Raw genomic sequence first — 25,650 nt, forward strand, 5'->3', positions numbered from 1 at the left:
GGAAATGCTGAAGGACAGCAGCTATTTTAAAAGCTGCTGTCCTTTTTGCTGGGGAAGCCTGCTGCAAGCTCGTTGATCCAAAGGCGAACGGACGGGCTGAGGGCGGCCGAGTCCGCATGAATGAGCGAGGTGGTACGTTTTGTATCTTCAAGTTCTCGAATGGGAATGACGGTAAGATCATTGTCTTCAAGCAGTTGATTGCGCATATACGATTGAGGCAGGAGCGTCGCAGCACGGCAAGTATGCAGCAACCGAAGGATAGCTTCAAACGAATCAATTTCCATTCGCACATCCGGCTGAAGATGATATTTGTCAAACAGCTCGTCGGTCAACAACCTGTACCAAGTGCCTTTGGAGAACAAGATCATCGGCATGCCGGTCACATCCTGTATACCCAGCGTGCCTTTATCGGTAATAACCTGATTGCGAGGCACCACGAGCGATAGATGATCCTCAAACAGCGGAATGCACCGCAGCGTTGAATCTTCAATACTAGAGGCGACAATGCCGATATCGGCTTTGTGATCTCGCACGAGCGATACGATTTCATGCGTCTTGCCGGTAATCGCTTTAATGTCGATCTCCGGATGGGTAGAAGTTAAGCTTTGAATGAGATCGGGCAAAGTCGTTTGAAGCGTCGTCAAGCTTGCGCCAATGGTAAGGGTCGTATGTCCAGCCGAGGTGAACTCAGAGACGGTTTGCAAATATTTGCGATGAAGCTGGCGAAGCTCCAAAGCATATTCATAGGTCAATTGCCCAATTCGAGTAAGCTCCAGCCGTTTTCCGATGCGATGAAACAAAGGAGAGCCTAGGTCCTGCTCAAGCTTGGCAATTTTGCGAGACAGTGCAGGCTGAGACAGGTTTAGTAAGGCGGAAGCCTTGTTCATACTGGACTGTTCCACAATAACGGTAAAGACATGCATCTCTTCATTCATGAATGAAACCCCTTATGTCATTTTGTTATAAGAAATTATAAAAAATAAGCAATTCCATTATAAGCTTAAAAGGAGTAGGATGGGAAGTGTGGCTAATATGTGTCGAGTTTTGTTGACGGACATACATGCTGGGGTTACAATGTAGAATGATTTGCCAAGCGTAAACTGCTGATGACAACCATTGGCTGCACAGCACCTCGTTTGCGCTGGAATATAAGCAATGTATAAAGGGGAAACCGATACATTCTTATATTTTAAGAAAAAGCATGCTAGCACTCACAGTTTTGAAAGGAGAAGGAATGACATGAAAGGAAATTCGTATTTCTCGCGCAAGCTTCACTCGCTTCTCGGGATCATTCCACTCGGCGGATTTATCGTCGTGCATGGTCTGACTAACTACCAGGCGTTTGAACGCGGGCCTGAAGGCTTTGACAAAGGCGTAACTCTCATTAACAGCATGCCCGTGCTGCCGCTGCTCGAGATTTTCGGCATTTACCTCCCGCTATTGTTTCATGGTATTTACGGCTTGTATGTCGCTTACCAATCGAACACGAATACGGGGCGTTTTAAGTACGGCCGGAACTGGGCATTTACCGCACAACGGATTACAGGGGTAATTACTTTTGTATTCGTTTTCTGGCACGTATTCCAAACTCGGATTCAAGTTTATCTCGGCAACATCACGCATGAGGAACTGGGATCAACGATGAATCAGATTGCGAGCAACCCTACTTACTTCGTACTTTATGTTATTGGTGTATTAGCAGCTGTTTTCCACTTCAGCAACGGCCTTTGGGCGTTTCTGATCAGCTGGGGCATTACGATTGGCCCGAAAGCTCAACGCATCTCTTCATATATTTGCATGGGCGTTTTTGTAGTCGTATCAGCATTGTTTATTCTTTCGCTTATTGCGTTCAGCGGAGATCAATTCAAAGAAGCTGCAAGTGCTGCATTGGCACTTACGAATATCGGTTAGTTTGTAGACAAGGAGCGAAACGTTATGGCTAAAAATAAAATTATCATCGTAGGCGGCGGTCTTGCAGGCTTGATGGCTACCATCAAAGCAGCAGAAGCTGGCGTTCACGTTGATCTGTTTTCACTAGTACCGGTCAAACGTTCCCACTCAGTATGTGCACAGGGCGGCATCAATGGCGCTGTTAATACAAAAGGAGAAGGCGATTCTCCATGGGAGCATTTCGACGATACCGTATACGGCGGAGATTTCCTCGCCAACCAACCGCCAGTTAAAGCAATGTGTGATGCGGCACCAGGCATCATTCACTTGATGGACCGGATGGGCGTTATGTTCAGCCGTACATCTGAAGGCTTGCTGGATTTCCGTCGCTTCGGCGGCACGAAGCATTCCCGTACAGCATTTGCAGGCGCAACGACAGGTCAACAGCTGCTTTATGCACTGGATGAGCAAGTTCGTCGCTGGGAAGCAGCTGGACTAGTTAACAAATTCGAGCACTGGGAATTCCTTGGCGCTGTTGTTGACGATGACGGCATTTGCCGCGGTGTTTCAGCACAGGATCTTCGCTCGATGGAAGTTCACACGGTTCGTGCAGATGCAGTTATTCTTGCATCAGGCGGTCCTGGTATTATTTTCGGCAAAACAACGAACTCTGTTATCAACACCGGCACAGCTGCCAGCGCAGTTTACCAGCAGGGCGTTAACTACGCAAACGGCGAGTTCATTCAAATTCACCCAACAGCTATTCCAGGCGATGACAAGCTCCGCTTGATGTCGGAATCAGCGCGTGGTGAAGGCGGACGGATTTGGACGTACAAAGACGGTAAGCCTTGGTACTTCCTAGAAGAAAAATACCCAGCTTACGGAAACCTTGTTCCTCGTGATATTGCGACTCGTGAAATTTTCAGCGTGTGCGTAGATCAGAAGCTTGGTATCAATCAAGAAAACATGGTTTACCTTGATTTGTCTCACAAAGATCCGAAGGAGCTTGATGTTAAGCTCGGCGGTATCATTGAAATCTATGAGAAATTCATGGGCGACGATCCACGGAAAATCCCGATGAAAATCTTCCCAGCGGTTCACTATTCAATGGGCGGCATGTGGGTTGACTACAATCAAATGACAAACATTCCTGGTCTGTTTGCGGCTGGTGAGTGCGAGTATCAATACCATGGTGCGAATCGACTTGGCGCGAACTCTTTGCTATCCGCTATTTACGGCGGTATGGTAGCTGGACCAAAAGCTGTTGAGTATATCAAAGGTTTGAAGAAATCAGCTGAAGATGTAGCTTCCTCCGTATTTGACCGCGAGAACAAGCGTCAAACGGACAAGTACAACAGCATCGTAAATATGAAGGGTACTGAAAATGCATATGTCATTCACAAAGAGCTAGGCGAATGGATGACGAACAATATGACGGTAGTTCGCTTTAATGACAAGCTGGAGCAAACGATCCACAAGATCAAAGAGCTGAAGCAGCGTTATGCGAATATCAACATTAACGATACAGCGCAATGGAACAATGCAGGCGTTGCCTTTACACGTCAGCTTTGGAACATGCTTGAGCTTTCTGAAGCAATGACGCTAGGCGCATTGCTGCGCAACGAAAGCCGCGGCGCTCATTATAAACCAGACTTCCAAGAACGCGACGACGAGCATTTCATGAAATCAACGATTGCGAAATGGACGAAGGAAGGTCCACAAATTTCTTACGAGGATATCGACGTAAGCTTGATCAAGCCGCGTAAACGTGATTACTCGAGCGACAAGAAGAAAGGAGAATAATGATGGCTGAAACGACTGTAGCTACAAAATCGGTTAAGTTTATCATCACTCGCCAAGATACTCCTGATTCCAAACCATATACGGAAGAGTTTGAAATTCCTTACCGCGCTAATATGAACGTTATTAGCGGCCTGATGGAAATTCAACGTAATCCGAAAAAGGCAGACGGCGCAAGCACGGCTCCTGTATGCTGGGATTCCAACTGCTTGGAAGAAGTATGCGGCGCATGCTCAATGGTCATCAACGGCAAGCCTCGTCAAGCGTGCAGCGCTTTGATCGATAAGCTTGAGCAGCCGATTCGTCTTGAACCAATGAAAACATTCCCAGTAGTTCGTGACCTTGTTATTAACCGTGAGCGGATGTTTGGCGCCTTGAAACGCGTTAAGGCATGGATTCCAATCGACGGAACGTATGATCTGGGTCCTGGACCGCGGATGGCAGAAACGAAGCGTCAATGGGCTTATGAGCTTTCCAAATGTATGACTTGCGGTGTTTGCCTTGAAGCGTGCCCGAACGTAAATGATCGGAATAGCTTCATCGGTCCTGCTGCAATTTCACAGGTTCGTTTGTTTAATGCTCATCCAACAGGTGAGATGAACAAGGAAGAACGTCTGGATGCACTTATGACAGATGGCGGCATCGAAGGCTGCGGCAACTCGCAAAACTGTGTTCGCGCATGTCCGAAGGGCATTCCGCTTACGACTTCAATCGCAGCAATCAATAAAGATACTACCAAACATCTATTCAAAAAATGGCTTGGCATGTAGGCCAATTGATTTATAGGAAACCCTCGATTTGATCGGGGGTTTTTTATTTGCATATTGTGATATTGATTATTATTATCAATGATAGTAGATAAATAATCCTTTGTCAATTCCAGATAAAAGAAGAGAAGGCAATAAAAAAAACCGCCTAAGCGGTTTTTTATCTTACATCCATTGTTCGCCCCAAGTTTGAATGGACTCAATGACTGGCTGAAGCTCCCTGCCTTTGTCGGTTAGCTCATATTCAATACGTACAGGCATTTCTGGATAAACTTGACGTTTAATAATCGTTAATGTTTCAAGCTCTTTCATCCGGTCCGTTAGCATTTTGTCGCTCATTTCGGGAATTTGTTCCTTAATCTCTTTGAACCTTTTTGGTCCTCCAAGCAATACCCGAATAATTCTGCCAGTCCACTTCTTGCCTAAAATGTCGGCTGCGGCTTCATACTTTGGGCACATTGTCGAATAATCCAACCGTATCACCCCGCTTTTTGTAATACTATTGTACCATACGAACAAACTAAAAGTAAGTTAATTTCAGTGGGAATGCGATTGTTTGATCGTATATTATATTTACTATATTAAAGTTAGGAAAATACAGGAAAAGCGTTCGCGAATTACAATCGAATAACAATCAACCCAAGAATGGTACAAGCAAAGGCTGTCCACTGAAGGATCGTCAACTTCTCTTTATAAAATATAATAGCGCCAGCTGCTACGACAAGACTGTTCGTAGCAAAGATAGGCGCTGCAAGATTCGCTTGTCCGGTAGCAATAGCGACTGCATAAAGCTGCAATCCACCGTATGAGAACAGACCCGCAACAATACCGAGCCAAAGTCCAGTTCGCTCTGAGGAACGTGCAGCGGTCGTTTTGACCGGGATGAGAAACCAGCAGAGAGAGAGGGCATAAGCAATGAACAGGATCGGGGCGCTAGGAAGATCCAATTCATCGGTGACTTTTAATCCACCATTGCGCAGCGCAAATAGCACGACTGCCAAAAAGACGAGAACAAACCATCTTTTTTCTGTAATCGTGAGCGGTTCCTTTCGTTTATGAGCAATAAAGACGACAGCAAGCAGAAGCAGAGTTATGCCTATTGCCTCCGAAGCGCTGAGCGGCTCGTTGTACCACAAGGTCGCTAAAGCGACAACTAAGATAATGTTCATATTCGTTAGGGGAGAGGTCAAGCTGGCGGGTCCAAAATGCAATGCTTTCATAAACAAAGCGTTTCCCCATGCTGAGCCTGCTCCTATTATGATGCCTGCAATCCATACCCTCGGATCAGCAAGAAAGAAAAACGTTCCTTCAAGCGCCGCATGCACCCCAAAACCTAACGTTCCAGAAGCATACAATCCGAGCAGCAGCGTTCTTGTAGAGCCGCCCCGCATTTGTGATACTTTCATCCACCAGCCTGCTAGTCCAAATAAAACAGCGCTGCTGATGGCTGTAATGAGCCACATCGTTTTCCAACCCCTCAAATTTGTTACACAAATGAAATAGTTCTGTTATCGTCTTATTACATTAGTGGGCTATTATAATAAACAAGACCCCCTTTTTAATATATCCTTTTGGGACCTGCGACGTGCAGGTCCACTTTTTTTGTCTAAAACCCCTCATGAGCTCTTATATCGGTACAATAACTTGCTGGCGCTTGCGATAAAAAACCCACTGTGAGAAGCCAATTTCCTTCAGCCTTTTCTGTACGAGCTCCCAATCTTCGCCAACTCTGCTTGGCTTATGCGCATCCGAACCAAACGTCACATTGACTCCAAAATGAAGTGCTCGCTCCAAGATTGCATCCGATGGATACCATCCGCCTACATCTTTAGTACTGCCTGATGTATTAATCTCTATGGAAACGCCGCATTCGGCAATCGTCTGCAAAGCATCGTCAATTTCCTTATTAGCAGGTATATCGGAGAAAGCAGGGTAATACCCCTTCATCGCGTCGATATGTCCCAGAATATCAAACATGCCGCTGCGTGCAGACTGTTTGATAAGATCATAGTAGCTTTGCTTCACTTCAATATGCTGCTGTTCATTTAAGTTTTTAAACCGATTGCGATTGAATATGCTGACGTCGCCAACTTGATGAACAGAACCAATGATATAATCGAAGGGCACGCCATCATAGGCTTTTTTGTAGCTGTCTACATATTTAGGAAAAAAATCCGATTCTACTCCAAGCATAACCTCGATTTTGCCTGCGTATTGCTCCTTCAACCGCAATACTTCATTAACATAATTGGTGAATTCGCTTCTTGCCATTGCAATGCCTGGCGAAGGCTGATCATTCTCATGATAAAAGAAAGGGGAGTGGTCCGAGATGCCGATAACCTGAAGCCCGGCTTCAATTCCGGCTAAAATATAATCCTCGATATTGCCGTCGGCGTGGCCGCATCTAAAATGATGGGTATGTAAGTCGAATTTCATTTTTTATCTCTCCTAGTTATTTGTCTAGTGGAAGCTTCTTGTCGACTATTCGCTGCTAATGAATTGATGCTCAGGCATGCCTTTTAGATCACTTAAAAATTGCTTCAGTGCGGTATTGATGTAACGGCCTGATTTATAAACCACTCCAACGGGATGACTTATTTCAAGCTCGTTGACCTTTATCATTTTTAGTGTACCCATACGGAGTTCATTTGCTATCGAAAGTTTGGATACGACTGCGGCGCCTAAATTAATTTCAACCATGCGCTTCACTTCTTCGCTGCTGGAAACCTCCATTACGATATTGGGTTGAATATTGTATTTACGAAAAATTTGATCGACAAATCTCCTGCCAAGCGTGTCTGGAGCAAGCATAATCATTGGAATGTCCTTAAGCGTATCAACTGTCGTATGCGTCAACCTGCTCATGGGATGGGAAGGAGGGACGACGAGCTCAAATGTATCATAATAAAGGACGGAGGAGGAAACGTTCGGATTTTTTTCAGAAAGATATGTAATCCCTATATCGACTGACCCGTTCTCGACACTGGCCATAACTTGGGATGAGGGCATGGAATGAATCGTTGTTTTAATAAAAGGAAATTGGTTTTGAAAATAGGATAGCACGCGCGGTAAAATCTGAATCGCTATTGAAGCCGTAGTTCCGAGTAATATGTGTCCTTGCGGCGTAAGGTTCATATCGGAAAGCTTCTGCTTCAGTTCTTCCACGATCGAAAGAACTTGCTCCGCATGCTCCAAAAAAACTTGTCCGTGTTCCGTTAGCGTAACTGGCTGATTGCGATTAATGAGAATCGTTTTGAATTCATCCTCAAGGCTTTTGATTTGTGCCGAAACAGCAGGCTGTGTGAGATTCAGCAGCTCGCCAGCTTTCCTGAAGCTCATCGTTTTGGATATCGTAAGGAGTGTTTCAAGCTGACTAATATTCACGTCAATCCCCCTCTCATAGGTACTTAATGCTCAAACTCATATTCTACTATTATAAAGGATAGCGGCCATTACAGCAAAAAGGCTGCAGCTCGTTAGGCATAAATTGCCCGTACGAGTGCAGCTCTGCAATGAATATGGCACAGGTCTCTAGAGCCATTCTTTTTTGCGGAAAATATAAAACATGCTTATGCCAAGCAGCAGCATGATACCAAGTAAAATGTATGATCCTAAGCGAAGGTGAAGGCCTGGAATGAAATCGAAATTCATCCCATAGATGCCCGTTATAAAGGTCAGCGGCATGAATATAGTCGTAATTGCTGTAAATACGCGCATGATTTCATTGGCACGGTTGGATACGCTGGACTGATAAGCTTCGCGTAAGTTGCCCATGAGATCGCGGTACGTATCGAAGGACTCGGCAATTTTCAAGGCATTCTCGTATATATCGCTGAAATATTTTTGCAGCTGATCATCAATGAGCTTCAGATCTTTTTTGTTAAGCGTTGCAATGACGTCGCGTTGTGGACCGAGCACTTTCCTTAGCCACAATATTTCACCGCGGAGCCCGATGATTTCGTTCAAATGCGATTTCTTAGTATGCATTAGTATATCTTCTTCAAGCGCTTCGATGCGCGTATCAATACGGTCGCCAACGAGGAAATAATTATCGACAACAATGTCGACGAGATGATACAAGAAATAATCGGGCCGGCTAACCTCTTGTTCCCACAGCACAGGCTTTAGAGAACGAAGCTCGTTAATTTTTTGCTTGGTGACCGTAATAATGAAATGGCGGCCAAGGAAAATATTGAGTGCCCTTAGGAAGATTTCTTCGTCATCAAATCGTATGCTGTTGATTACAATAAAATAATGGCTTTCGTAAATTTCAATTTTTGGGCGCTGCTCCTCTTCACTGAGGCAATCCTCAACTGCCAGATCGTGCATGCTGAATAGGGGCTGTAAAATAGCAAGATCCTCCACATCAGCGTCAATCCAGTAAAATCCTTCTTTCGAGGGAATAAGTGTTTCGTTAATATCTTCAATAGTGGTGAACATGCCATTGCTAACAAGGCGGATTTTCATCCGGAGTCACTCCTTTCTTTCTTCAGAGGAAACTGCCGGCTGAATCGGACTTGGCCGGCAGTAACCGTATTCGATAGTTTTCAGGCTTCGGTCGGTCGCCTTCCATGTCCATATGCACCCCTTTATAAGTCAAATAGATGAAATAATTCTTGTCTAGTATACTCCCGCGTCAGCTTTACATTCAAGCCTAAAAACAATCGTTTTTTTCATCTAAATGTCAAGGATATGAATAGAGGATCTTGACGCAATTGTCAGAATGCATTAAAGTGAAGGTGAAATGAAACCGCGGAAAATTGAATAGACTACTTTCTTATCAAGAGCAGGCGGAGGGACTAGCCCGATGAAGCCCGGCAACCGGCGTGTAAAACGCACGGTGCTAATTCTTGCGGAAACTTTAATGTTTCTGAGAGATGAGAGAGGCGGATGGCTTATTTACTGAGCATACGACCTTTTCTCACAGCAGAAAGGGTCTTTTTCATGTTCAAGCGGTCATACTGCTTCTAGAGGAGTGATACCTATGCCAATTAAAGTGCCTGACAATTTACCAGCCAAAGAGGTATTAAACAACGAGAACATTTTCGTCATGGATGAGAGCATCGCCTACCATCAGGATATTAGGCCGCTCAGAATTGCGATTTTGAACTTAATGCCTACCAAGGAAACAACCGAAACGCAGCTGCTTAGACTTATCGGCAATACGCCGCTACAAGTTGAGGTTGTACTGCTGCATCCAAGAACACATACATCAAAAAACACCTCAGCCGATCATTTGGAATCCTTCTATAAAACATTCGATGAAATTTCGGATGAATATTATGATGGTCTCATCATTACAGGCGCGCCGGTAGAGCATATGCCTTTCGAGGATGTAAACTACTGGGAAGAGCTGAAAGAAATTATGGATTGGAGCGCAAGGCGCGTAACTTCAACTTTCCATATTTGTTGGGCCGCACAAGCTGGGCTCTATCATCACTTTAATGTTCCCAAATACAGCTTGGACAGCAAAATGTTTGGTGTGTTCCCGCACACGATAGAAAAACGCAATGTTAATTTGCTGAGAGGCTTTGATGAAATGTTTTTTGTGCCGCAGTCTCGTCACACAGAGGTACGCCGCGAGGACATCGAGAAGCTTGATTCCCTCGATATTTTATCGGAATCAGCGGATTCGGGCGTATACATCGTGGCTTCAAAAGACGGCAGACAAATTTTCGTCACAGGCCACTCCGAATATGATCCAACTTCACTTAAATATGAATATGATCGCGATCAAGCCAAAGGGCACCAAATAGAAGTACCAAAAAATTATTTCCCAGGTGATAACCCGGCTAACCCGCCGTTATCAACATGGCGTGCGCATGCCAACCTATTATTCTCGAACTGGCTTAATTATTATGTTTACCAGCAAACACCGTATGATTTGGGTGGAGGCATTTAAAACCATATAATAAGGGAGCGCTATATAAAGATGAAGATAGAGAGCCATTTAGCACAGATTGGATCTATTAAAGAGCCTGTAACTGGAGCGGTAAGTTTTCCAGTGTACCAATCAACAGCATTTCGTCATCCTAAGCTGGGACAGAGTACAGGATTTGATTATGCGCGTACTAAAAGCCCAACCAGAGCGGTATTAGAAGAAGCGGCTGCACAATTAGAAGCTGGCGACGCGGCATTTGCCTGTAGCTCCGGCATGGCCGCGCTGCAAACGATATTCGCCTTATTTAGTCAGGGTGATCATTTGATCGTATCTCTTGATCTATATGGCGGTACTTATCGCTTGTTGGAGCGAATCATGTCGAGATTTGGTGTGACGGCATCTTATGTGGATACCAACGATATTGATGCGGTGGCGGCATTATGGACGCCGAACACAAAAGCAGTACTTATCGAAACGCCAACTAACCCGCTTATGATGATTACGGATATTGAGAAAGTAACTGCGTGGGCGAAGTCAAAAGGCTTGCTTACTATTGTAGACAATACGCTGCTTACGCCTTTCTTCCAACGTCCTATAGAACTGGGTGCTGACATTATCATTCATAGCGCGACCAAATATTTAGGTGGTCACAATGACGTTCTTGCTGGTCTTATTGTAACCAAAGGCAAGGAGCTCTCGGATGAGATGGCCTTTCTGCACAATTCGATTGGAGCGGTGCTCGGGCCTCAGGATTCATGGCTTCTAATGAGGGGAATGAAGACGCTCGCGCTCCGTATGGAGCGTCACCAATTTAATGCTACCGCAATTGCTAATTATTTGCTTGAGCATTCAGCCGTTGAGGATGTTTATTATCCGGCATTGCCTCACCATCCTGGCCATGAAATTCAGAACAAACAGTCTTCCGGCAATACTGGCATTTTCTCATTCCGATTAAAGGACGCTCGTTATGTGGAGCCAATTCTTCGTCACATTAAGCTCATTGCATTTGCTGAGAGCTTGGGCGGAGTTGAATCCTTGATGACCTACCCAGCGGTTCAGACGCATGCTGATATTCCGCTTGAAATTCGTCAAGCGATAGGCGTTGACGACCGTCTGCTTCGTTTCTCCGTAGGAATTGAGCATGCAGATGATTTGATCAGTGACTTGGCGCAAGCACTTGAAGCTGCCAAACGCGAAATTGAGGAGGTTAACAACTAATGGGCAACGACAAAATTCAACCTCAAGATCGCCGGTTTGCAACGAAGCTGCTGCATTTCGGAGCAGAAATTGACGAGCATACAGGAGCTTCAAGCGTACCTATTTATCAAGCTTCAACGTTCCATCATCATGATATTTTCAATCCGCCGCAATATGATTACAGCCGCTCGGGCAATCCTACACGCCAAGCGCTAGAGGATTATATCGCTTTGCTTGAGGGCGGTGCTCGCGGCTTCGCCTTTGCATCAGGCATGGCTGCAATCTCAACCACGTTTTTGCTGCTTTCTGCAGGTGAACATGTCATCGTAACAGAGGATGTATACGGCGGAACTTACCGTTTGCTAACGACGATTTTGGATCGACTGGGCATTGAGTCTACTTTTGTTGATATGACGGATTTTGAAGCGGTTAAGGCGGCGCTTAAGCCAAATACAAAAGCTGTATTTATGGAGACGCCTTCCAACCCGACGCTCAAAATCACAGATATTGCAGAAACGACAGCTTGGGCAAAAGAGCATGGACTGCTTACACTGCTTGATAATACGTTTATGACCCCTTATCATCAGCGTCCAATCGAGCATGGCGTCGATATCGTCCTGCACAGTGCGACAAAGTTTCTAGGCGGCCATAGCGATGTGCTGGCTGGTCTTGCAGTTACCGCAGATGAAGGTCTAGGCAAACGTTTGAAACAGCTTCAAAACGGAATGGGAACGGTTCTGAGCGCCCAAGAATCATGGCTGTTGATGCGCGGCATGAAAACATTGAAAGCTCGGATGGAATATAGCGAACAAAGCGCTCGCAGACTAGCTGAATGGTTGTCGGAGCATAAGGAAGTAACAGCGGTTTATTATCCTGGTTTAGAGAATCACCCTGGCCGGGCGATACATGAGAAGCAGTCGCTTGGGTATGGAGCTGTCGTATCCTTCGATGTTGGAAGTGGAGAGCGTGCCAAATCATTGCTGAGCAAGGTTCAAATTCCTTTAGTAGCTGTCAGCTTAGGTGCCGTAGAGAGCATTCTTTCTTACCCAGCTATGATGTCGCATGCAGCAATGCCGAGAGAAGTGCGTCATGCACGCGGCATTACGGACGGCTTGGTGCGTTACTCTGTTGGTCTAGAGGATATTGAAGATCTTATTGAAGATTTGGATAATGCGCTTCGTGCCTAAATGGGACTAAAAGAAAGGAAAGCACGGATGTTCTAACGAACATGCCGTGTTTTTCCTTATTTCAGGGCGAGATGCCATCATACGGCGGGTGACTTGCACTAGAGATCTATGTTAGGATGAAGTGATGGTTAGCATAAATAGAACGGGAATAAGGAGGTCTTGCGGAATGGGAACGTTGGACCATATTTTGGATAAAGCGTTGCGCGGCGAGCGTGTTTCGCTCGAAGAAGGCATGGAATTATTAGCTTCGGATCAGATTGAAAAGATGGGGCATGTAGCCAATCAAATCATGCTCAAGCATCATCCAGATCCAATAACGACTTTTGTTGTTGGTCGAAATGTAAACTACACCAACGTATGTGATGTTTATTGCCGTTTTTGCGCATTTTATCGAGCTCCAGGCTCTAAAGAGGGATATGTGCTGCCTGACGATACGATTTTGAGCAAAATTCAAGAAACGATCGATGTGGGCGGGACTGAAATTTTGATGCAGGGCGGTACGAATCCTGATTTGCCGTTTACGTATTATTTGGATCTGCTTCGCAAAATTAAACAGCATTACCCGGGCATAACGATGCATTCGTTCTCTCCAGCGGAAATTCAGAAGATGAAGGTTGTATCAGACGGCCTCTCCCTCGATGAAGTAATTAGACAACTGCATGATGCTGGACTTGATTCTTTGCCTGGCGGCGGCGCTGAAATTTTGGACGATCGCACTCGCCGCAAGATCAGCCGCATGAAGGGCTCTTGGACGGACTGGATGGATGTGATGAAGTCTGCACACCGTCATGGTATGAATACGACTGCAACGATGGTTTATGGTCTTGGCGAGACTGTTGAAGAGCGCGCATTACATATGCTGCGCATCCGTGATGCTCAAGATGAGTGCATTGCGAACAAATATGATTCGACGGGTTTCTTGGCGTTTATTTCGTGGCCTTTCCAGCCAGACAATACAAACCTGAAGCTTGAGAAAGCAAAGCCAGAGGAATATTTGCGTATTGTTGCAGCTAGCCGAATCATGCTTGATAATATTCCGAATTTCCAATCCTCTTGGGTAACGATGGGGCCAGAAATGGGCAAGTTATCACTGTCTTATGGCTGCAATGACTTCGGAAGCACCATGATTGAGGAAAATGTCGTTTCAGCAGCTGGAACAACACATAAAGTGAACATTGAACTTATTCTTCAGCTTATTCGCGAGTGCGGCAAAATTCCGGCTCAACGGGATACGAAATATAATATTTTGAAGGTTTACAATGAATCCGACAAAGCAGATCTCGATTTTGTTATGCAAAATTAATGCTTTTTAGACCGATATAAGCAGTATCAATACGTTTGTTGAACTTCTCGCTGCATAGTGGGAGGTTCGGCAAACGTTTTTTTGTATGCTTGCTTCCCTTACATTCCAATGTCTTCATCGTATATACCCGAACGCATCACCATATACTGATAAGGAAAGAAAGGGGTGAGCTGATGGAGCTATTCACGGTATCGTTACCTGCAAGTCTCCAAAAGTCGGTTAATAAACTAACTCAATTGTTGAAGGAACAAGCGCTCGTCGATTTACATATTGGCTCAAAAACGGAGCAAACAGCCGTCATCGAGTTTCAGCAGGTATCGGATCAAAATATAAGCTGTCTAGCGCTGTTGCCACATTTTCAGTTAAAAACGCATGGTCACATCGTATATAAAGCGGCGTCACTAGCCATAGCTGAATTTGTGGTAAGTGAGATGGAGCCGGGGATGCTTGCTGCTATTATTCGCAGAAAGTATCGTCATAACAGTTCAGCCGATACAGCTGCTATTGAGCGGTATTGTCATGATTTGCTGCATGGGAAAGAATGGGATAGCCTCGGAACGAGATTTTTGGATGCGGATCGCCTAAGAAGGAAAAGCAAAGTGGCTGCTGAGGTCGAGCTTTTTTTGCATGATAATACGGAGCTTAATGTAAAGGGGTTTACAACCTTCAGGCTTGAGCCCTATCGTAAGGAACTAGCCGAAGTCGTGGAATATGCATTAGATGAGTATGTGCTCGATAAACAATATCAGGAGTTTATTTCCCTGTTAAAATATTTTGTGTTTCTTCAAGATACAAAGCTGCCTATGGTGCATTTGCTGCATAAGGGCGGTCATGAATTCATGCTCTATGACGAAAAGTTTCAACCGCTTGATCCGAACCCTCCAACCGATCGTATCGTAGCCGAAATGCTTGAAACGGAAATGAACATTGAAGACATGGTAATCAGCTCGCTGATTGCTGTATCTCCCAAGCATATTACGATTCATACGAGGCAGCAGGATATGCAAGTGATTCGAACGATTCAAACGATTTTTGACCAGCGGGTCACGCTTTGCACGCAATGCGCATCCTGCAGCAGCAGCCTTGATGAACTCGTTCAGCCATAGGCGAATTAACGAAATTAATGTCTATTTGAAGCTTATAGCCTTGACCAAACGCGTAAGTCGAGCTATAATGACACACATATACGATGTAATCGGCAATGAAAAAGACATGTGTCTGTTTATGATATTTGGTCCAGAGAGAGGAAACTTGGCTGTAATTTCCTTCCACAATGTCCACAGGCGTACCCCTTTGAAGCTGTATGGCCCAACCTATAGCAGGTTTTTTATGAAGCTGAGCGCTATAGCAGTATGCTGTACCGGAAATCTCCGTTACCAGATAATACGAGGACTGCTGCGTTAGGAATAAAGAGCAGTCGAAGTAGGGTGGAACCACGAGCACACAAGCACTCGTCCCTTTTTTAGGGATGCGTGCTTTTTTTGTGCTCTTTTTTGCTTGAAATGATGAATGGAAGCGTAATTCGCTTACGGACAAAATGGAGGATGAACCAAAATGACAATTCAAATCACTTTGCCAGATGGCGCGGTAAGAGAATATGCGGCTGGCACAACAATTGAAGAAGTAGCAGGCTCGATCAGCTCGGGTTTGCGTAAAAATGCAATTGCCGGAAAAATCGATGGCAAAGTAGTCGATGTATACACACCTATCGACAACAATGCTGCAATTGAAATCGTTACTGTAGATTCGGCAGACGGCCTTGAGGTATACCGTCATAGTACAGCTCACTTGCTGGCACAAGCGATCAAACGCATATACGGCAATGCTAATGTTAAGCTTGGTATTGGTCCGGTTATCGAAGATGGCTTCTACTATGATATTGATATGGAGCAATCGTTGACGCCAGAGGATCTTGTGAAGATCGAGAAGGAAATGGAAAAAATCGTTCAGCAAAACATCGACATTCGTCGTCGTGTAGTTAGCAGAGACGAGGCTCTTGCGATTTTCACTGAGCTTGATGATAACTTGAAGCTGGAGCTTATTCGTGACCTTCCTGCTGATTCGGTTATTACGATGTATGACCAAGGGGAGTTCTTCGATCTATGCCGTGGACCGCATTTACCATCTACCGGCCGTATTAAAGCATTTAAACTGCTTAGCGTAGCTGGTGCCTACTGGCGCGGAGATTCCAAAAACAAAATGCTGCAGCGTATTTACGGAACAGCTTTCCCTAAGAAAGCACAATTGGATGAGCATCTTCACTTCCTCGAGGAAGCTAAAAAACGCGATCACCGTAAACTAGGCCGTGAGCTAAAAATGTTTACATTCTCACGTGAGGTTGGCCAAGGCTTGCCGCTATGGCTGCCGAATGGCGCGAAGCTTCGCAGAACAATGGAGCGTTATATCGTGGATCTAGAGGAAAGACTGGGCTATGAGCATGTTTATACGCCAGTGCTTGCAAATGTGGAGCTTTATAAAACCTCCGGTCACTGGGAGCACTACAGCGAGGATATGTTCCCAAAAATGATTATGGACAACGAAGAGCTTGTTCTTCGTCCAATGAACTGTCCACACCATATGATGGTGTTTAAAAGCGACATGCGCAGCTACCGCGACCTGCCTGTTAGGATTGCTGAACTTGGCACAATGCACCGCTATGAAATGTCAGGCGCGCTTACAGGCTTGCACCGCGTACGTGCCATGACGCTAAATGATGCGCATATCTTCTGCCGTCCGGATCAAATCAAAGAAGAATTTGCACGCGTGGTTAACTTGATCCGCAAAGTGTATGAAGATTTCGGAATTAAAGAGTATCGTTTCCGCTTATCTTATCGTGATCCTAAGGATACAGAAAAGTATTTCCAAAATGATGAGATGTGGGAAATGTCACAGCGCATGCTGCGTGAAGTGGTTGAGGAGCTGGAGCTTCCATTCTTCGAGGCTGAAGGCGAAGCTGCATTTTACGGTCCTAAGCTTGACGTTCAAATTAAAACGGCGCTTGGCAAAGAAGAAACGTTGTCGACTGCACAGCTTGATTTCTTGCTTCCTGAGCGTTTCGAGCTTGAATATGTCGGCGATGATGGCAAGAAGCACCGTCCGGTCGTTATCCACCGCGGCATTATAAGCACAATGGAAAGAATGACAGCTTTCTTGCTTGAGAACTTTGCTGGCGCGCTTCCATTGTGGTTGTCGCCAGTACAGGCGAAGGTTATTCCAGTATCGACTGCTTATGAGGAATATGCCCGTAAAGTTGCCGAGCAGCTGCAAGAAAACGGCATTCGTGTAGAAAGTGATTTGCGCAATGAGAAGCTAGGCTACAAAATTCGTGAGGCTCAGCTGGAGAAAGCGCCTTATATGCTCGTAGTGGGCGAGAATGAAATGCAAGCTGAAGCCGTCTCCGTAAGGAAACGCGGTGAAGGCGATCTTGGCGCTATTCCAGTTGCAGAGCTGATTTCGCAGCTGCAAAAGCAGATCGCAAACAAAGAACAATAATAAGTAACGCATAAAGCTTGAGCCATCGGGGCATTATTCTTCTGAGGAGGAAGTACCCAGATGGCTACAAGCTTTTTTTATATTCAAAAAGGATTAACGGCATTGCTGCTCCTAACTGTTATCGTAATTGGTTTAGATACAAAGGGCGGCAATACGGTTCATGCTGAAGCATCAGCACCTGAGCAAAGCCCTGTTGCAAGCAAAAGCGACAACCTGGGCAAGTCGGAGGCAGCTGCGCGCACGAAGCCGAAAAAGGTTGAAGTTGTTGCTACAGGCTACACAGCTGGCGTAGAATCGACCGGTAAACGGCCAGGGCATCCACAATACGGAATCACCTATTCGGGCGTAAAGGTACGCAGGGATCAAGTCTCAACGATTGCGGCGGATACGAGGCTGTTTCCCATTGGGACGCTGCTCTATATACCTGGCTATGGCTATGGCGTGGTGGCTGATACGGGTTCAGCGATTAAGGGAAAACGCATCGACTTGTATTTTGAAACGATCAAGCAGGTGTACGAGCAGTGGGGCAAGCGTACCGTTCATGTAGAGGTGCTGCGTATGGGAACGGGCAAGCTTTCGCAGGCATGGCTGAACAAAATCAACTTGGCTATAGAGGCTGGAAAGCCTATTCCGCAGACGTATTTAGAATCGTAAATGAGTCGTATAATAAGCGGCAAGAATGCCATACTATCAATGAAACGGGGAGGTGAATACAATGGCTAAAAACAAAAACAACAAAGCCCAAAACAATCAATACAATGCAGAATTCGCAGAAGAGTTTAACCAAAATAACACTGCTAACAAACAAGCGGCAAACAATGCTCAGCAAAAAGCTGAGAAGTAATATTTTTTTGCTATGCCATGAGAAGGAAACAAAGGGGAACCGTTATCGGTTCCTCTTTTTATTTGTCCTCTGCTCATCGCACCGTCTAATAAAAAACAGTTTTCAAATGGCCTCGGTTTGTTGTATGATTACATATGTAAGAAATAATAACATGACAAGATAGGTGAATACTCATGACAGATCCGATCATTCATTCAGGCTTTGTAATTGCTGCCCATCATCGTAAAGCGGGCGAGGTTTTACCTTTTATTGATGCTTACGTTGCTAAGAAAGAGCAGGAAATAGCTGAAATTGAACAGATGGTTGAGCGTTATGAGAAAAGAAGGCTGATGGAAGACCGCGCGTATCAATCGATGTCTACACTTCGAAGAATGCTGACTGGCAGGAAGCCTGATCATCATCTGGCTGTTGAATATATTCATTTTGTAAGAAAGCCGATGGAGAAGGTTCGTGCGCTCCGCCTGGAAATCGAAAGTGCTCGCTCCATCAAAAACGTATCGGCTCCAAGCGATATTGTAACGGTATCCTATGAGCTGGCCAACGAGATGAACGATTAATGGAATGATCATTCTAAATAATAGCAAAGAACCGTCCAGGCCATTCCGGCTCGGGCGGTTCTTTATGTTTATTTGCTGTTTTTTAAGCGATCATAATCGAGGAAATCATGCTCTTGGCTGTATGCGGGAACACCGTGAATGCCAACATCGAGGCCGATGAGCTCCTCATCCTTGGAGACACGGACGGGCATAATTTTGCGGATCAGCCATAGTGCGCCCCAAGTTAAAGCGAAGCCCCATAAGGAAACTATTACGAGCCCTAATGCTTGAACACCGAGCAAGTTGAAGCCTCCGCCATAAAATAAACCGTAGTAGCCCTTGCCTACGCCCTCGGTTAGCTCGGGAAGTGCGAATAAGCCGACTGCAATTGTTCCGATGCTGCCGCTGACGCCATGTACGGCAAAGGCGCCGACTGGATCGTCGATCTGCCTGCGTTCCAGCCATTCAGTGACCAGCACCATCGCGATGCCGGATACTGCACCGATCCCAATTGCAGCGATGTCAGATACGAACGCGCAGCCAGCAGTAATACCTACGAGGCCGGCGAGCGAACCATTGATGACCATTGGCGGATCTGCTTTCTTGTAGCGGAACATCGTAAACAGAATACATGTTGCGCCGCCTGCAGCTGCCGAGAGCATCGTTGTAATCGCAATATGTCCGATTGAGCCGTTTGTAGCGCTAAGTGTGCTGCCTGCATTAAACCCGAACCAGCCAAACCATAGAATGAATGCACCTACAGAAGCAAGCGGCAAGTTGGATGGCGGAACGATATTGGCTTTGCCGTCTGGACTGAACTTACCGATTCTCGGACCAATGAAAATAGCTGCGGCAAGAGCGGAGAAACCACCTAAAGCATGAATGACAGCGGAGCCTGCAAAATCGATCATGCCAAGCTTGCCAAGAAAGCCGCTGCTTGACCATACCCAGTGTCCGGCTAACGGATAAATGAAGCCGGTCATTGCAATAGTGAGTAAAATATAAGCTCTAAAATTTATTCTTTCCGCTACTGCGCCCGACACGATTGAAATGACGGCTATAACGAATGCGCATTGGAATAACCAAAAGGTTTCGTGCGTAATATTTAGTTTTATGTGAGACAGGTCTCCGTTGATGAGAAAGCCGGTCGTTCCGATTATTCCGCCTGCGTCCTGCCCATACATGAGTGCGAAGCCAAAAAAGTAAAAAACGAGTGCGCCGAAAGCGATGTCGACAAAAACCTTCATGATGATGCTGACGGCATTCTTCTGCCTGACAAATCCTGCTTCAAGCAATGCGAAACCACCCTCCATGAGCAAGATCATGGCTGCTGTCAAAACGACCCAGATGGTATCTAGTCCTTTTGACAGTTCGATAACGTCCATTTCTTCATCTCCTAATCCTAATATTCATGTATAGCGGTCTCTATTATCTTAATCCGTTCATCATTATAAATAGAAGACGTTAACAATGTCAACGCTCTGCGTTATGTTTCATGACGCATGTTATGTTTAAAATGGATAGAATCAACAAAAGCTCAGTCTAGAGACTGACTAACAATTCAATCGGTCGTCCCTTTTTCTATTGCATGTTGTCCGTTATACTAAGAATATCAAACGACGATGGAATCGTAAGGAGCTGGTGCCGCATGAACGGAAACTTCGCAAACCGGTTATTCACCGGGTTAATCATCATTGCAGTTGGCGTCTTGTTTTTACTGAATCAAACGGGTCATGTGACCTTCGATATTGGAGATTTATTTTCTACCTATTGGCCTGTAATCATTATGATTGTAGGTATTCGCGGATTGTTGTCCAGCAGAACGTACGGCTCGGGTTCGAGCTGGTGGGGCGCGATTGTCCTATTAATCGGATGTGTATTTTTGGGACGCAATTTAAACTTGTTCTCATGGTCTATTGGCGACATCATTCCTTACATTTGGCCAATCGTTGTTATTTTAGTCGGGATCAATATTATTTGGAGACCAAGATCAAAACGCCAAACTCCGCCAACAGATGATTGGAAATCATACCGCCCTTACACAGATGAAGCATCTGTTCCGCCAGCGCCGCCTCTTCACCCTGATCCAACGAAGCAGCCTGTGGATACGCACACTAAGGAAGAGAAGCAGGAAAGCGATTCAAAAAAACCATATGATGATTTTTCTGCCACCAAGAAAGAGTATAAGGAATGGAAACATCACCATAAATCAGAATACAAAAAAAATGAAAAAGAATGGAAACGAAATCATAAGGAGCATGTGGAATGGTGGAACCATAATGATTCCAATGTGCAGAATCGCTCCGGGTTTATTGGGGATATTCATATCGGTCATGATTATTGGGATTTAAAGCCGCTTAATATTTCCCATTTCATCGGCGATACCGTGCTTGATTTAACAAAAGCGCAAGTATCCATGGGTGAAACCAAAATTCATGTATCTTCATTTATTGGCGATGTAAAGGTATACGTTCCGAATGATTATGAAGTAGGCGTACAGGTTGTATCAAGCGCCTTTATTGGCGATGTGAAGGTGCTTGGCCAGAAAGAAGGAGGATTGTTTACGAATATCAATATTCAATCGCCAACTTATCAGGAAGCTAACAAAAAAATTAAGCTGGTCGTCAGCACGTTTATCGGAGATGTTCGTGTTACAAAGGTAGGGTGATTCGAGTATGATGGTTCGGTTTTTGAGGAGCGGAAAGTGGGAGCTCATCGGAATGTTTGTCATTGCATCAACTGTGTCTCTAATACTTGGAGCGGTGGTGTGGAATGGACTCTTAGATGAAGTCAATAAGACGGAAGTGCGCCTAGGGGCTGCCTCCGTCTTCCTCCTTGTCAGCGTGGCGTTCGGTTACTGGGCGGCGCAGCGCATTGGACGCCGAATTGATACGCTTCATTTATCGCTAAAGCAAGCATCAAACGGCAACTATGGCGTTCGGATTACTGAGGGCGGTCATAATTCATTTAATGAGGTTTATCGTGAGTTTAATGAGCTCGCTCAGCAGATGGAAGAAAAGATGAAATGGCTGCAAGTACGCGGCGAAGAGTATGTGATGACGGAGTCTGCTTCTAATGAAGCGGCAGTGCTCGAGGAGCGCAAGCGTTTGGCGAGGGATTTGCATGATACGGTAAGCCAGCAGTTATTCGCTATCCATATGTGCGCTTCATCGCTTCCAAAGCTGCAGCAGGTTGATCGCGAACGTGCGGATTCTGTGCTCGAGCAGCTCGTCAATATGTCTAATTTGGCTCAGAAACAAATGAGGAATTTCATCGCTCAGTTGCGGCCTATGGAGCTTGAAGGTCGAACTTTATATGAAGCGCTTGATAAGTGGTTCCCTGATTATTGCCGCCAAAACAATTTGCAAGGTGAGCTGGAATGGCGCTTGAAGGAGCGTTTATCCGAAGCGAAGGAGCATCAGCTTTTTCTTATCGTCCAAGAAGCGATGGCGAATATCGTAAAGCATGCAAGCGCAAAGGGCTGCACGCTGACAATGGCAGATACGGAACGGCAGGTTAGCATGATTTTGCAGGATGATGGAGTTGGCTTCAAGGTAGATGAGGTAAGACGCGGCTCATATGGACTGTCTACGATGCAGGAGAGAGCACAGAAGCTTGGCGGTGCAGCCGAAATTTGGAGCAAGTCTGGGAGCGGGACGAGGGTAAAGGTTACGATACCAAAAATGTAGCGGGGAGAGCATGAATAATGAATGCATCTGAACTAATAAAAGTAATGATCGTGGATGATCATGATATGGTAAGGACGGGCCTTCGTACTTATCTAATGCTGGAGCCAAAGCTTCATGTCATTGCAGAGGCGAGCAATGGACAATCCGCAATTGACTTGCTGAAGGCTAGCTCGGATGAAAATAGACCTCATATTATTTTGATGGATTTGATGATGCCAGGCATGGATGGCATTGAAGCGACAAGGGCGATTATCTCGCATTTTCCTGATATGAAAATCGTAATGCTGACCAGCTTCCTCGAAGATGACAAGGTTTATGGCGCGATAGAGGCTGGCGCTGTCAGCTACGTGCTCAAAACCGTTTCTGCAGAAGAGCTTATTTATGCGATCAGCGGCGCATTCAAAGGAATGCCGGTCATGACTGCTGACGTATCGCAGGCGTTAACGAGAGGCTTAAGACAGAAGACCGCTCAGTCTGGTGATGAGGGGTTAACGGAACGTGAGAAGGAAGTTCTGCTGCTTATCGCAGATGGACAATCGAACAAAGAAATTGCAGAAGAGCTGCATATAAGTGTAAAGACAGTGAAAACACATGTCAGCAATTTATTGATGAAGTGTGAGCTTGACGACCGGACACAGCTTGCAGTGCTGGCCCATCGCAAGGGCTGGGCTAATCGCACATAAAGGTGGAAATGGAAGGGTATACTACCTACTAGCAAAAAGAGATTAGAAATATGCTAGTGCAAAGGAGATGCCTTCATGATACCCATTTCGTCCGTGCTGGAATCACGGGAGCAACATTTCTTAGAAACGAAAGAGCTGCTGGAGTCGCAGCAATTCACGCTTGGCGGCAACTGGGAGTATGCTGCTGGTTCCTTTGACCGCGCGCTTGATGATGCGAATAAGATTTGGCTTCGCATTCCTTTTGAAGTCATTGCTGGTCAAATTGATGTTGGGGAAAAAGATAATGAAGCGAGGATTATACTCGGTACACCTTACGTACTTAAGCATGAGTACAGAGAAGGAAATGATCCGGAAGCATCGGTACGAGTAGTCGGAGCGCTGTTTGATCAATTCCAATCACCGTCGAATCCGGATGCTGAGGTAGAGCCGCAGTGGATTGATCGCGCAAAGGATGCATTAAATGAAGTAGAGCAGCTTTTTCCGCATTGATTCACATCGTAGAAGCACTCAAAAAAAACGCTGCCAAAATCATTTGGGAGCGTTTTTTTTATTTCTGTTTAAATTCCTTTTAAGTTTGTTTTAAGGTAGAATGTGCATGATAGAACTATATCAAATAACATGTTTCCGGATAGAATGCCAATTGGACGCATGATGCAATAAGATTCAAGGAGGAGAACGTACATGGACGATCAAAACAACAAAAAGGGATTTGACGACTTTTTCCGCAAAAATGAAGAGGGACATGGCTCAGCTGATAACAGCGAAAGCGTAAATGACTCCGTGCAGCCTATTTCAAATGAGTCATCGGAGCAGCCGGCAAAGCCATCTTATTATTATTCGTATGGACCGTATAAGGCGAATTCTCAAGAAGGCGGGAATCCTTCAGCTTCTGGCTACGGATCGGAAAAGCCTAAGCTGATTCAAGATCAGCCGTACGGCAATACACATACACACGATACGCAAGCACAGGCATCCAGTGTAGAAGAAGTGAATGTACAATCGGATTCAACGATGGAATCTGAACGGGCAAGATCACAATCGCCTATGCAATCCCAAATTCGAACGTTCACGCCATCGCCGCAGTCCTCCAAAGGGCCATGGCAAGTAAGGGAACCGCGCCGGACTTCCTTTAAGGCCATTTTTTCATCGTTTCTAGCAGGTGTTCTCGTAGTAGGCAGCTTGATGTATACAGCGGACTTAAACAACTGGTTCACGAAAGAAGCCGCATTAACATCAAATACACAATCTAGCGGAATGGGTTCCACTGCTTCTGCGGGTACGACCAGCAACGGCGGTGCGGCTACAGTCGCGGATAGACCAGACAACATTGCTAAATTGTTCGAGACAGCAAGTCCAGCAGTAGTGAAAATCGAAACCTTCGTTAATACGGCAAAACGCAACAATAGCAACAACATGCTCGATGATTCATTTTTCCGCCAATTTTTTGGTGATGATTACCCTGGAACGACACAGCCGGATGAAGGACAAAAGAATGAAGAAGGCAACATGCAGCAATCAGGCATCGGAACTGGGTTTTTCTTCGATTCAACAGGCTATATTTTAACGAATCAGCACGTAATCGGAGAATCTGACCAAATCAAAGTTATTGTTCAAGGCTATGATAAGCCATTCACGGCTGAATTGCTGGGTTCTAGCTATGACTTAGACTTAGCGGTACTTAAAGTAACTGGCGACAAAGCGTTCCCAACGCTTCCGCTTGGCAACTCGGATACGATTAATATCGGCGACTGGGTTGTAGCAATCGGTAACCCATACGGCTTCGATCATACGGTTACTGTTGGCGTATTAAGTGCCAAAGAACGTCCGATCGATATCCCTGATACACAGGGAGCGCGTAAATACGAGCATTTGCTGCAAACGGATGCTTCGATTAACCCAGGCAACTCTGGCGGTCCGCTTTTGAATGTGAACGGCGAGGTCGTTGGCATTAATACGGCAGTAAGCTCGCAAGCACAAGGCATCGGTTTCGCGATTCCGACGAGCACGATTCAAGATGTGCTGGAAAATCTTAAAAACAACAAGACGATTCCTAAGCCAGCCGCTCCATACATTGGTGCAGAGCTGCAGGATGTAACAGCGGATATTGCGAAGCAATTAGGCATGGATAAAGTAGAAGGCTCCATTGTACGTAATGTATACTATAATTCACCAGCATACTTGGCTGAATTGCAGCAGTTCGACGTCATCGTCGGCATTGACGGCAAGAAATACGCAAACACGCAAGCTCTTATTGATCAAATTAAAACCAAAAAAGTTGGCGATAAGATCGAGCTGAACATTTTGCGCAAAGGCAGTGCGATGAACTTGAAGGTTGAGATTGGTGATAAAAATACGTCAGGCGCTCAATAAAGCCTTACATG

Annotated in this window: 24 protein-coding genes and 1 riboswitch; of the genes, 17 read left to right on the plus strand and 7 right to left on the minus strand. The window is 45.5% G+C overall.

What is annotated here, in order from left to right; genetic code table 11:
- Window positions 1–26: 26 nt before the first annotated feature.
- Entirely contained in the window at window positions 27–935 is a 909-nt protein-coding gene (locus ACIFSR_RS22500; protein ID WP_076267578.1) for a LysR family transcriptional regulator, read from the minus strand.
- A gap of 304 nt (window positions 936–1,239) precedes the next feature.
- On the opposite strand from ACIFSR_RS22500, the gene ACIFSR_RS22505 reads away from it, so the two are divergent.
- From ACIFSR_RS22505 to sdhB, 3 genes are read left to right on the plus strand one after another with little or no spacing between them, the layout of a single operon-like run.
- Complete coding sequence (locus tag ACIFSR_RS22505) at window positions 1,240–1,911, plus strand: succinate dehydrogenase cytochrome b558 subunit (RefSeq protein ID WP_339204410.1); 672 nt, start codon at window positions 1,240–1,242, stop codon at window positions 1,909–1,911.
- A 24-nt stretch (window positions 1,912–1,935) separates the two neighbouring features.
- Window positions 1,936–3,693, plus strand: coding sequence for a succinate dehydrogenase flavoprotein subunit (gene sdhA / locus ACIFSR_RS22510; protein WP_076267580.1), 1,758 nt, complete (start codon window positions 1,936–1,938; stop codon window positions 3,691–3,693).
- A 2-nt stretch (window positions 3,694–3,695) separates the two neighbouring features.
- Window positions 3,696–4,460 carry a succinate dehydrogenase iron-sulfur subunit gene (gene sdhB, locus ACIFSR_RS22515; protein WP_076267581.1) on the plus strand — a complete coding sequence of 255 codons (765 nt, stop codon included), beginning with the start codon at window positions 3,696–3,698 and terminating at the stop codon, window positions 4,458–4,460.
- A gap of 162 nt (window positions 4,461–4,622) precedes the next feature.
- On the opposite strand, the gene ACIFSR_RS22520 is transcribed toward sdhB, so the two are convergent.
- The 5 genes from ACIFSR_RS22520 to corA form a co-directional block, all read right to left on the minus strand.
- On the minus strand, window positions 4,623–4,931 hold the full coding sequence (locus tag ACIFSR_RS22520; protein ID WP_076267582.1) for a winged helix-turn-helix transcriptional regulator: 309 nt from the start codon (window positions 4,929–4,931) through the stop codon (window positions 4,623–4,625).
- Window positions 4,932–5,074: 143 nt separating this feature from the next.
- Window positions 5,075–5,920: an EamA family transporter gene (locus ACIFSR_RS22525; protein ID WP_430060061.1), complete on the minus strand. Its 846-nt coding sequence runs from the start codon at window positions 5,918–5,920 to the stop codon at window positions 5,075–5,077.
- A gap of 163 nt (window positions 5,921–6,083) precedes the next feature.
- Window positions 6,084–6,893: a histidinol-phosphatase gene (locus ACIFSR_RS22530; RefSeq protein ID WP_430060063.1), complete on the minus strand. Its 810-nt coding sequence runs from the start codon at window positions 6,891–6,893 to the stop codon at window positions 6,084–6,086.
- A gap of 45 nt (window positions 6,894–6,938) precedes the next feature.
- A complete protein-coding gene (locus tag ACIFSR_RS22535; RefSeq protein ID WP_076267585.1) occupies window positions 6,939–7,841 on the minus strand; it encodes a LysR family transcriptional regulator in 903 nt (300 codons plus the stop codon).
- Window positions 7,842–7,988: 147 nt separating this feature from the next.
- Complete coding sequence (corA, locus tag ACIFSR_RS22540; RefSeq protein ID WP_076267586.1) at window positions 7,989–8,924, minus strand: magnesium/cobalt transporter CorA; 936 nt, start codon at window positions 8,922–8,924, stop codon at window positions 7,989–7,991.
- Between the two features lie 307 nt (window positions 8,925–9,231).
- Window positions 9,232–9,341, plus strand: a riboswitch (SAM riboswitch).
- Between the two features lie 100 nt (window positions 9,342–9,441).
- On the opposite strand from corA, the gene metA reads away from it, so the two are divergent.
- From metA to ACIFSR_RS22585, 9 genes are all read left to right on the plus strand, one after another.
- Complete coding sequence (gene metA / locus ACIFSR_RS22545) at window positions 9,442–10,359, plus strand: homoserine O-acetyltransferase MetA (protein WP_430060065.1); 918 nt, start codon at window positions 9,442–9,444, stop codon at window positions 10,357–10,359.
- A gap of 30 nt (window positions 10,360–10,389) precedes the next feature.
- Complete coding sequence (locus ACIFSR_RS22550; RefSeq protein WP_339204403.1) at window positions 10,390–11,556, plus strand: aminotransferase class I/II-fold pyridoxal phosphate-dependent enzyme; 1,167 nt, start codon at window positions 10,390–10,392, stop codon at window positions 11,554–11,556.
- Complete coding sequence (locus ACIFSR_RS22555) at window positions 11,556–12,722, plus strand: trans-sulfuration enzyme family protein (protein WP_430060067.1); 1,167 nt, start codon at window positions 11,556–11,558, stop codon at window positions 12,720–12,722. Before ACIFSR_RS22550 ends, ACIFSR_RS22555 begins: the two co-directional genes overlap by 1 nt.
- Window positions 12,723–12,888: 166 nt before the next feature.
- A complete protein-coding gene (mqnC, locus tag ACIFSR_RS22560) occupies window positions 12,889–14,025 on the plus strand; it encodes a cyclic dehypoxanthinyl futalosine synthase (RefSeq protein ID WP_430060069.1) in 1,137 nt (378 codons plus the stop codon).
- Window positions 14,026–14,198: 173 nt separating this feature from the next.
- Window positions 14,199–15,131, plus strand: a complete 933-nt coding sequence (locus ACIFSR_RS22565; protein ID WP_339204400.1) for a putative sporulation protein YtxC — start codon at window positions 14,199–14,201, stop codon at window positions 15,129–15,131.
- Window positions 15,132–15,579: 448 nt separating this feature from the next.
- Entirely contained in the window at window positions 15,580–17,517 is a 1,938-nt protein-coding gene (gene thrS, locus ACIFSR_RS22570; protein WP_339204399.1) for a threonine--tRNA ligase, read from the plus strand.
- Between the two features lie 60 nt (window positions 17,518–17,577).
- Window positions 17,578–18,171 carry a 3D domain-containing protein gene (locus ACIFSR_RS22575; protein ID WP_430060071.1) on the plus strand — a complete coding sequence of 198 codons (594 nt, stop codon included), beginning with the start codon at window positions 17,578–17,580 and terminating at the stop codon, window positions 18,169–18,171.
- 61 nt (window positions 18,172–18,232) lie between these two features.
- Window positions 18,233–18,361, plus strand: a complete 129-nt coding sequence (locus ACIFSR_RS22580) for a hypothetical protein (RefSeq protein ID WP_430060073.1) — start codon at window positions 18,233–18,235, stop codon at window positions 18,359–18,361.
- A gap of 173 nt (window positions 18,362–18,534) precedes the next feature.
- Window positions 18,535–18,918, plus strand: coding sequence for a hypothetical protein (locus ACIFSR_RS22585; protein WP_339204396.1), 384 nt, complete (start codon window positions 18,535–18,537; stop codon window positions 18,916–18,918).
- Window positions 18,919–18,986: 68 nt separating this feature from the next.
- Here ACIFSR_RS22585 and ACIFSR_RS22590 read toward each other — a convergent pair whose 3' ends face one another.
- The gene (locus ACIFSR_RS22590) at window positions 18,987–20,282 is read right to left on the minus strand and encodes an ammonium transporter (RefSeq protein ID WP_430060075.1); all 1,296 of its coding nucleotides are present in this window, start codon (window positions 20,280–20,282) and stop codon (window positions 18,987–18,989) included.
- A 263-nt stretch (window positions 20,283–20,545) separates the two neighbouring features.
- Here ACIFSR_RS22590 and liaF point away from each other — a divergent pair, with 263 nt between their 5' ends.
- The 5 genes from liaF (at window position 20,546) to ACIFSR_RS22615 (ending at window position 25,639) form a co-directional block, all read left to right on the plus strand.
- A complete protein-coding gene (liaF, locus tag ACIFSR_RS22595) occupies window positions 20,546–21,565 on the plus strand; it encodes a cell wall-active antibiotics response protein LiaF (RefSeq protein ID WP_339204394.1) in 1,020 nt (339 codons plus the stop codon).
- Between the two features lie 7 nt (window positions 21,566–21,572).
- Window positions 21,573–22,586 carry a histidine kinase gene (locus ACIFSR_RS22600; RefSeq protein WP_430060077.1) on the plus strand — a complete coding sequence of 338 codons (1,014 nt, stop codon included), beginning with the start codon at window positions 21,573–21,575 and terminating at the stop codon, window positions 22,584–22,586.
- A gap of 17 nt (window positions 22,587–22,603) precedes the next feature.
- Window positions 22,604–23,269, plus strand: coding sequence for a response regulator (locus ACIFSR_RS22605; RefSeq protein ID WP_076267598.1), 666 nt, complete (start codon window positions 22,604–22,606; stop codon window positions 23,267–23,269).
- Window positions 23,270–23,344: 75 nt separating this feature from the next.
- Complete coding sequence (locus tag ACIFSR_RS22610) at window positions 23,345–23,758, plus strand: YugN family protein (RefSeq protein ID WP_339204391.1); 414 nt, start codon at window positions 23,345–23,347, stop codon at window positions 23,756–23,758.
- Window positions 23,759–23,950: 192 nt separating this feature from the next.
- Window positions 23,951–25,639, plus strand: a complete 1,689-nt coding sequence (locus ACIFSR_RS22615; protein WP_430060078.1) for a S1C family serine protease — start codon at window positions 23,951–23,953, stop codon at window positions 25,637–25,639.
- The last annotated feature ends 11 nt before the right edge of the window (window positions 25,640–25,650 follow it).

It is taken from the genome of Paenibacillus sp. NRS-1760, from assembly GCF_050467785.1.
Classification (GTDB): domain Bacteria; phylum Bacillota; class Bacilli; order Paenibacillales; family Paenibacillaceae; genus Pristimantibacillus.

What these genes read in the sequence shown, in the direction of transcription:
- ACIFSR_RS22500 (WP_076267578.1), bottom strand. Translation starts at nt 935, where the DNA reads ATGAATGAAGAGATGCATGTCTTTACCGTTATTGTGGAACAGTCCAGT.
- ACIFSR_RS22505 (WP_339204410.1), top strand. Translation starts at nt 1,240, where the DNA reads ATGAAAGGAAATTCGTATTTCTCGCGCAAGCTTCACTCGCTTCTCGGG.
- sdhA (WP_076267580.1), top strand. Translation starts at nt 1,936, where the DNA reads ATGGCTAAAAATAAAATTATCATCGTAGGCGGCGGTCTTGCAGGCTTG.
- sdhB (WP_076267581.1), top strand. Translation starts at nt 3,696, where the DNA reads ATGGCTGAAACGACTGTAGCTACAAAATCGGTTAAGTTTATCATCACT.
- ACIFSR_RS22525 (WP_430060061.1), bottom strand. Translation starts at nt 5,920, where the DNA reads ATGTGGCTCATTACAGCCATCAGCAGCGCTGTTTTATTTGGACTAGCA.
- ACIFSR_RS22530 (WP_430060063.1), bottom strand. Translation starts at nt 6,893, where the DNA reads ATGAAATTCGACTTACATACCCATCATTTTAGATGCGGCCACGCCGAC.
- corA (WP_076267586.1), bottom strand. Translation starts at nt 8,924, where the DNA reads ATGAAAATCCGCCTTGTTAGCAATGGCATGTTCACCACTATTGAAGAT.
- metA (WP_430060065.1), top strand. Translation starts at nt 9,442, where the DNA reads ATGCCAATTAAAGTGCCTGACAATTTACCAGCCAAAGAGGTATTAAAC.
- ACIFSR_RS22550 (WP_339204403.1), top strand. Translation starts at nt 10,390, where the DNA reads ATGAAGATAGAGAGCCATTTAGCACAGATTGGATCTATTAAAGAGCCT.
- ACIFSR_RS22555 (WP_430060067.1), top strand. Translation starts at nt 11,556, where the DNA reads ATGGGCAACGACAAAATTCAACCTCAAGATCGCCGGTTTGCAACGAAG.
- mqnC (WP_430060069.1), top strand. Translation starts at nt 12,889, where the DNA reads ATGGGAACGTTGGACCATATTTTGGATAAAGCGTTGCGCGGCGAGCGT.
- ACIFSR_RS22565 (WP_339204400.1), top strand. Translation starts at nt 14,199, where the DNA reads ATGGAGCTATTCACGGTATCGTTACCTGCAAGTCTCCAAAAGTCGGTT.
- thrS (WP_339204399.1), top strand. Translation starts at nt 15,580, where the DNA reads ATGACAATTCAAATCACTTTGCCAGATGGCGCGGTAAGAGAATATGCG.
- ACIFSR_RS22575 (WP_430060071.1), top strand. Translation starts at nt 17,578, where the DNA reads ATGGCTACAAGCTTTTTTTATATTCAAAAAGGATTAACGGCATTGCTG.
- ACIFSR_RS22580 (WP_430060073.1), top strand. Translation starts at nt 18,233, where the DNA reads ATGGCTAAAAACAAAAACAACAAAGCCCAAAACAATCAATACAATGCA.
- ACIFSR_RS22585 (WP_339204396.1), top strand. Translation starts at nt 18,535, where the DNA reads ATGACAGATCCGATCATTCATTCAGGCTTTGTAATTGCTGCCCATCAT.
- ACIFSR_RS22590 (WP_430060075.1), bottom strand. Translation starts at nt 20,282, where the DNA reads ATGGACGTTATCGAACTGTCAAAAGGACTAGATACCATCTGGGTCGTT.
- liaF (WP_339204394.1), top strand. Translation starts at nt 20,546, where the DNA reads ATGAACGGAAACTTCGCAAACCGGTTATTCACCGGGTTAATCATCATT.
- ACIFSR_RS22600 (WP_430060077.1), top strand. Translation starts at nt 21,573, where the DNA reads ATGATGGTTCGGTTTTTGAGGAGCGGAAAGTGGGAGCTCATCGGAATG.
- ACIFSR_RS22605 (WP_076267598.1), top strand. Translation starts at nt 22,604, where the DNA reads ATGAATGCATCTGAACTAATAAAAGTAATGATCGTGGATGATCATGAT.
- ACIFSR_RS22610 (WP_339204391.1), top strand. Translation starts at nt 23,345, where the DNA reads ATGATACCCATTTCGTCCGTGCTGGAATCACGGGAGCAACATTTCTTA.
- ACIFSR_RS22615 (WP_430060078.1), top strand. Translation starts at nt 23,951, where the DNA reads ATGGACGATCAAAACAACAAAAAGGGATTTGACGACTTTTTCCGCAAA.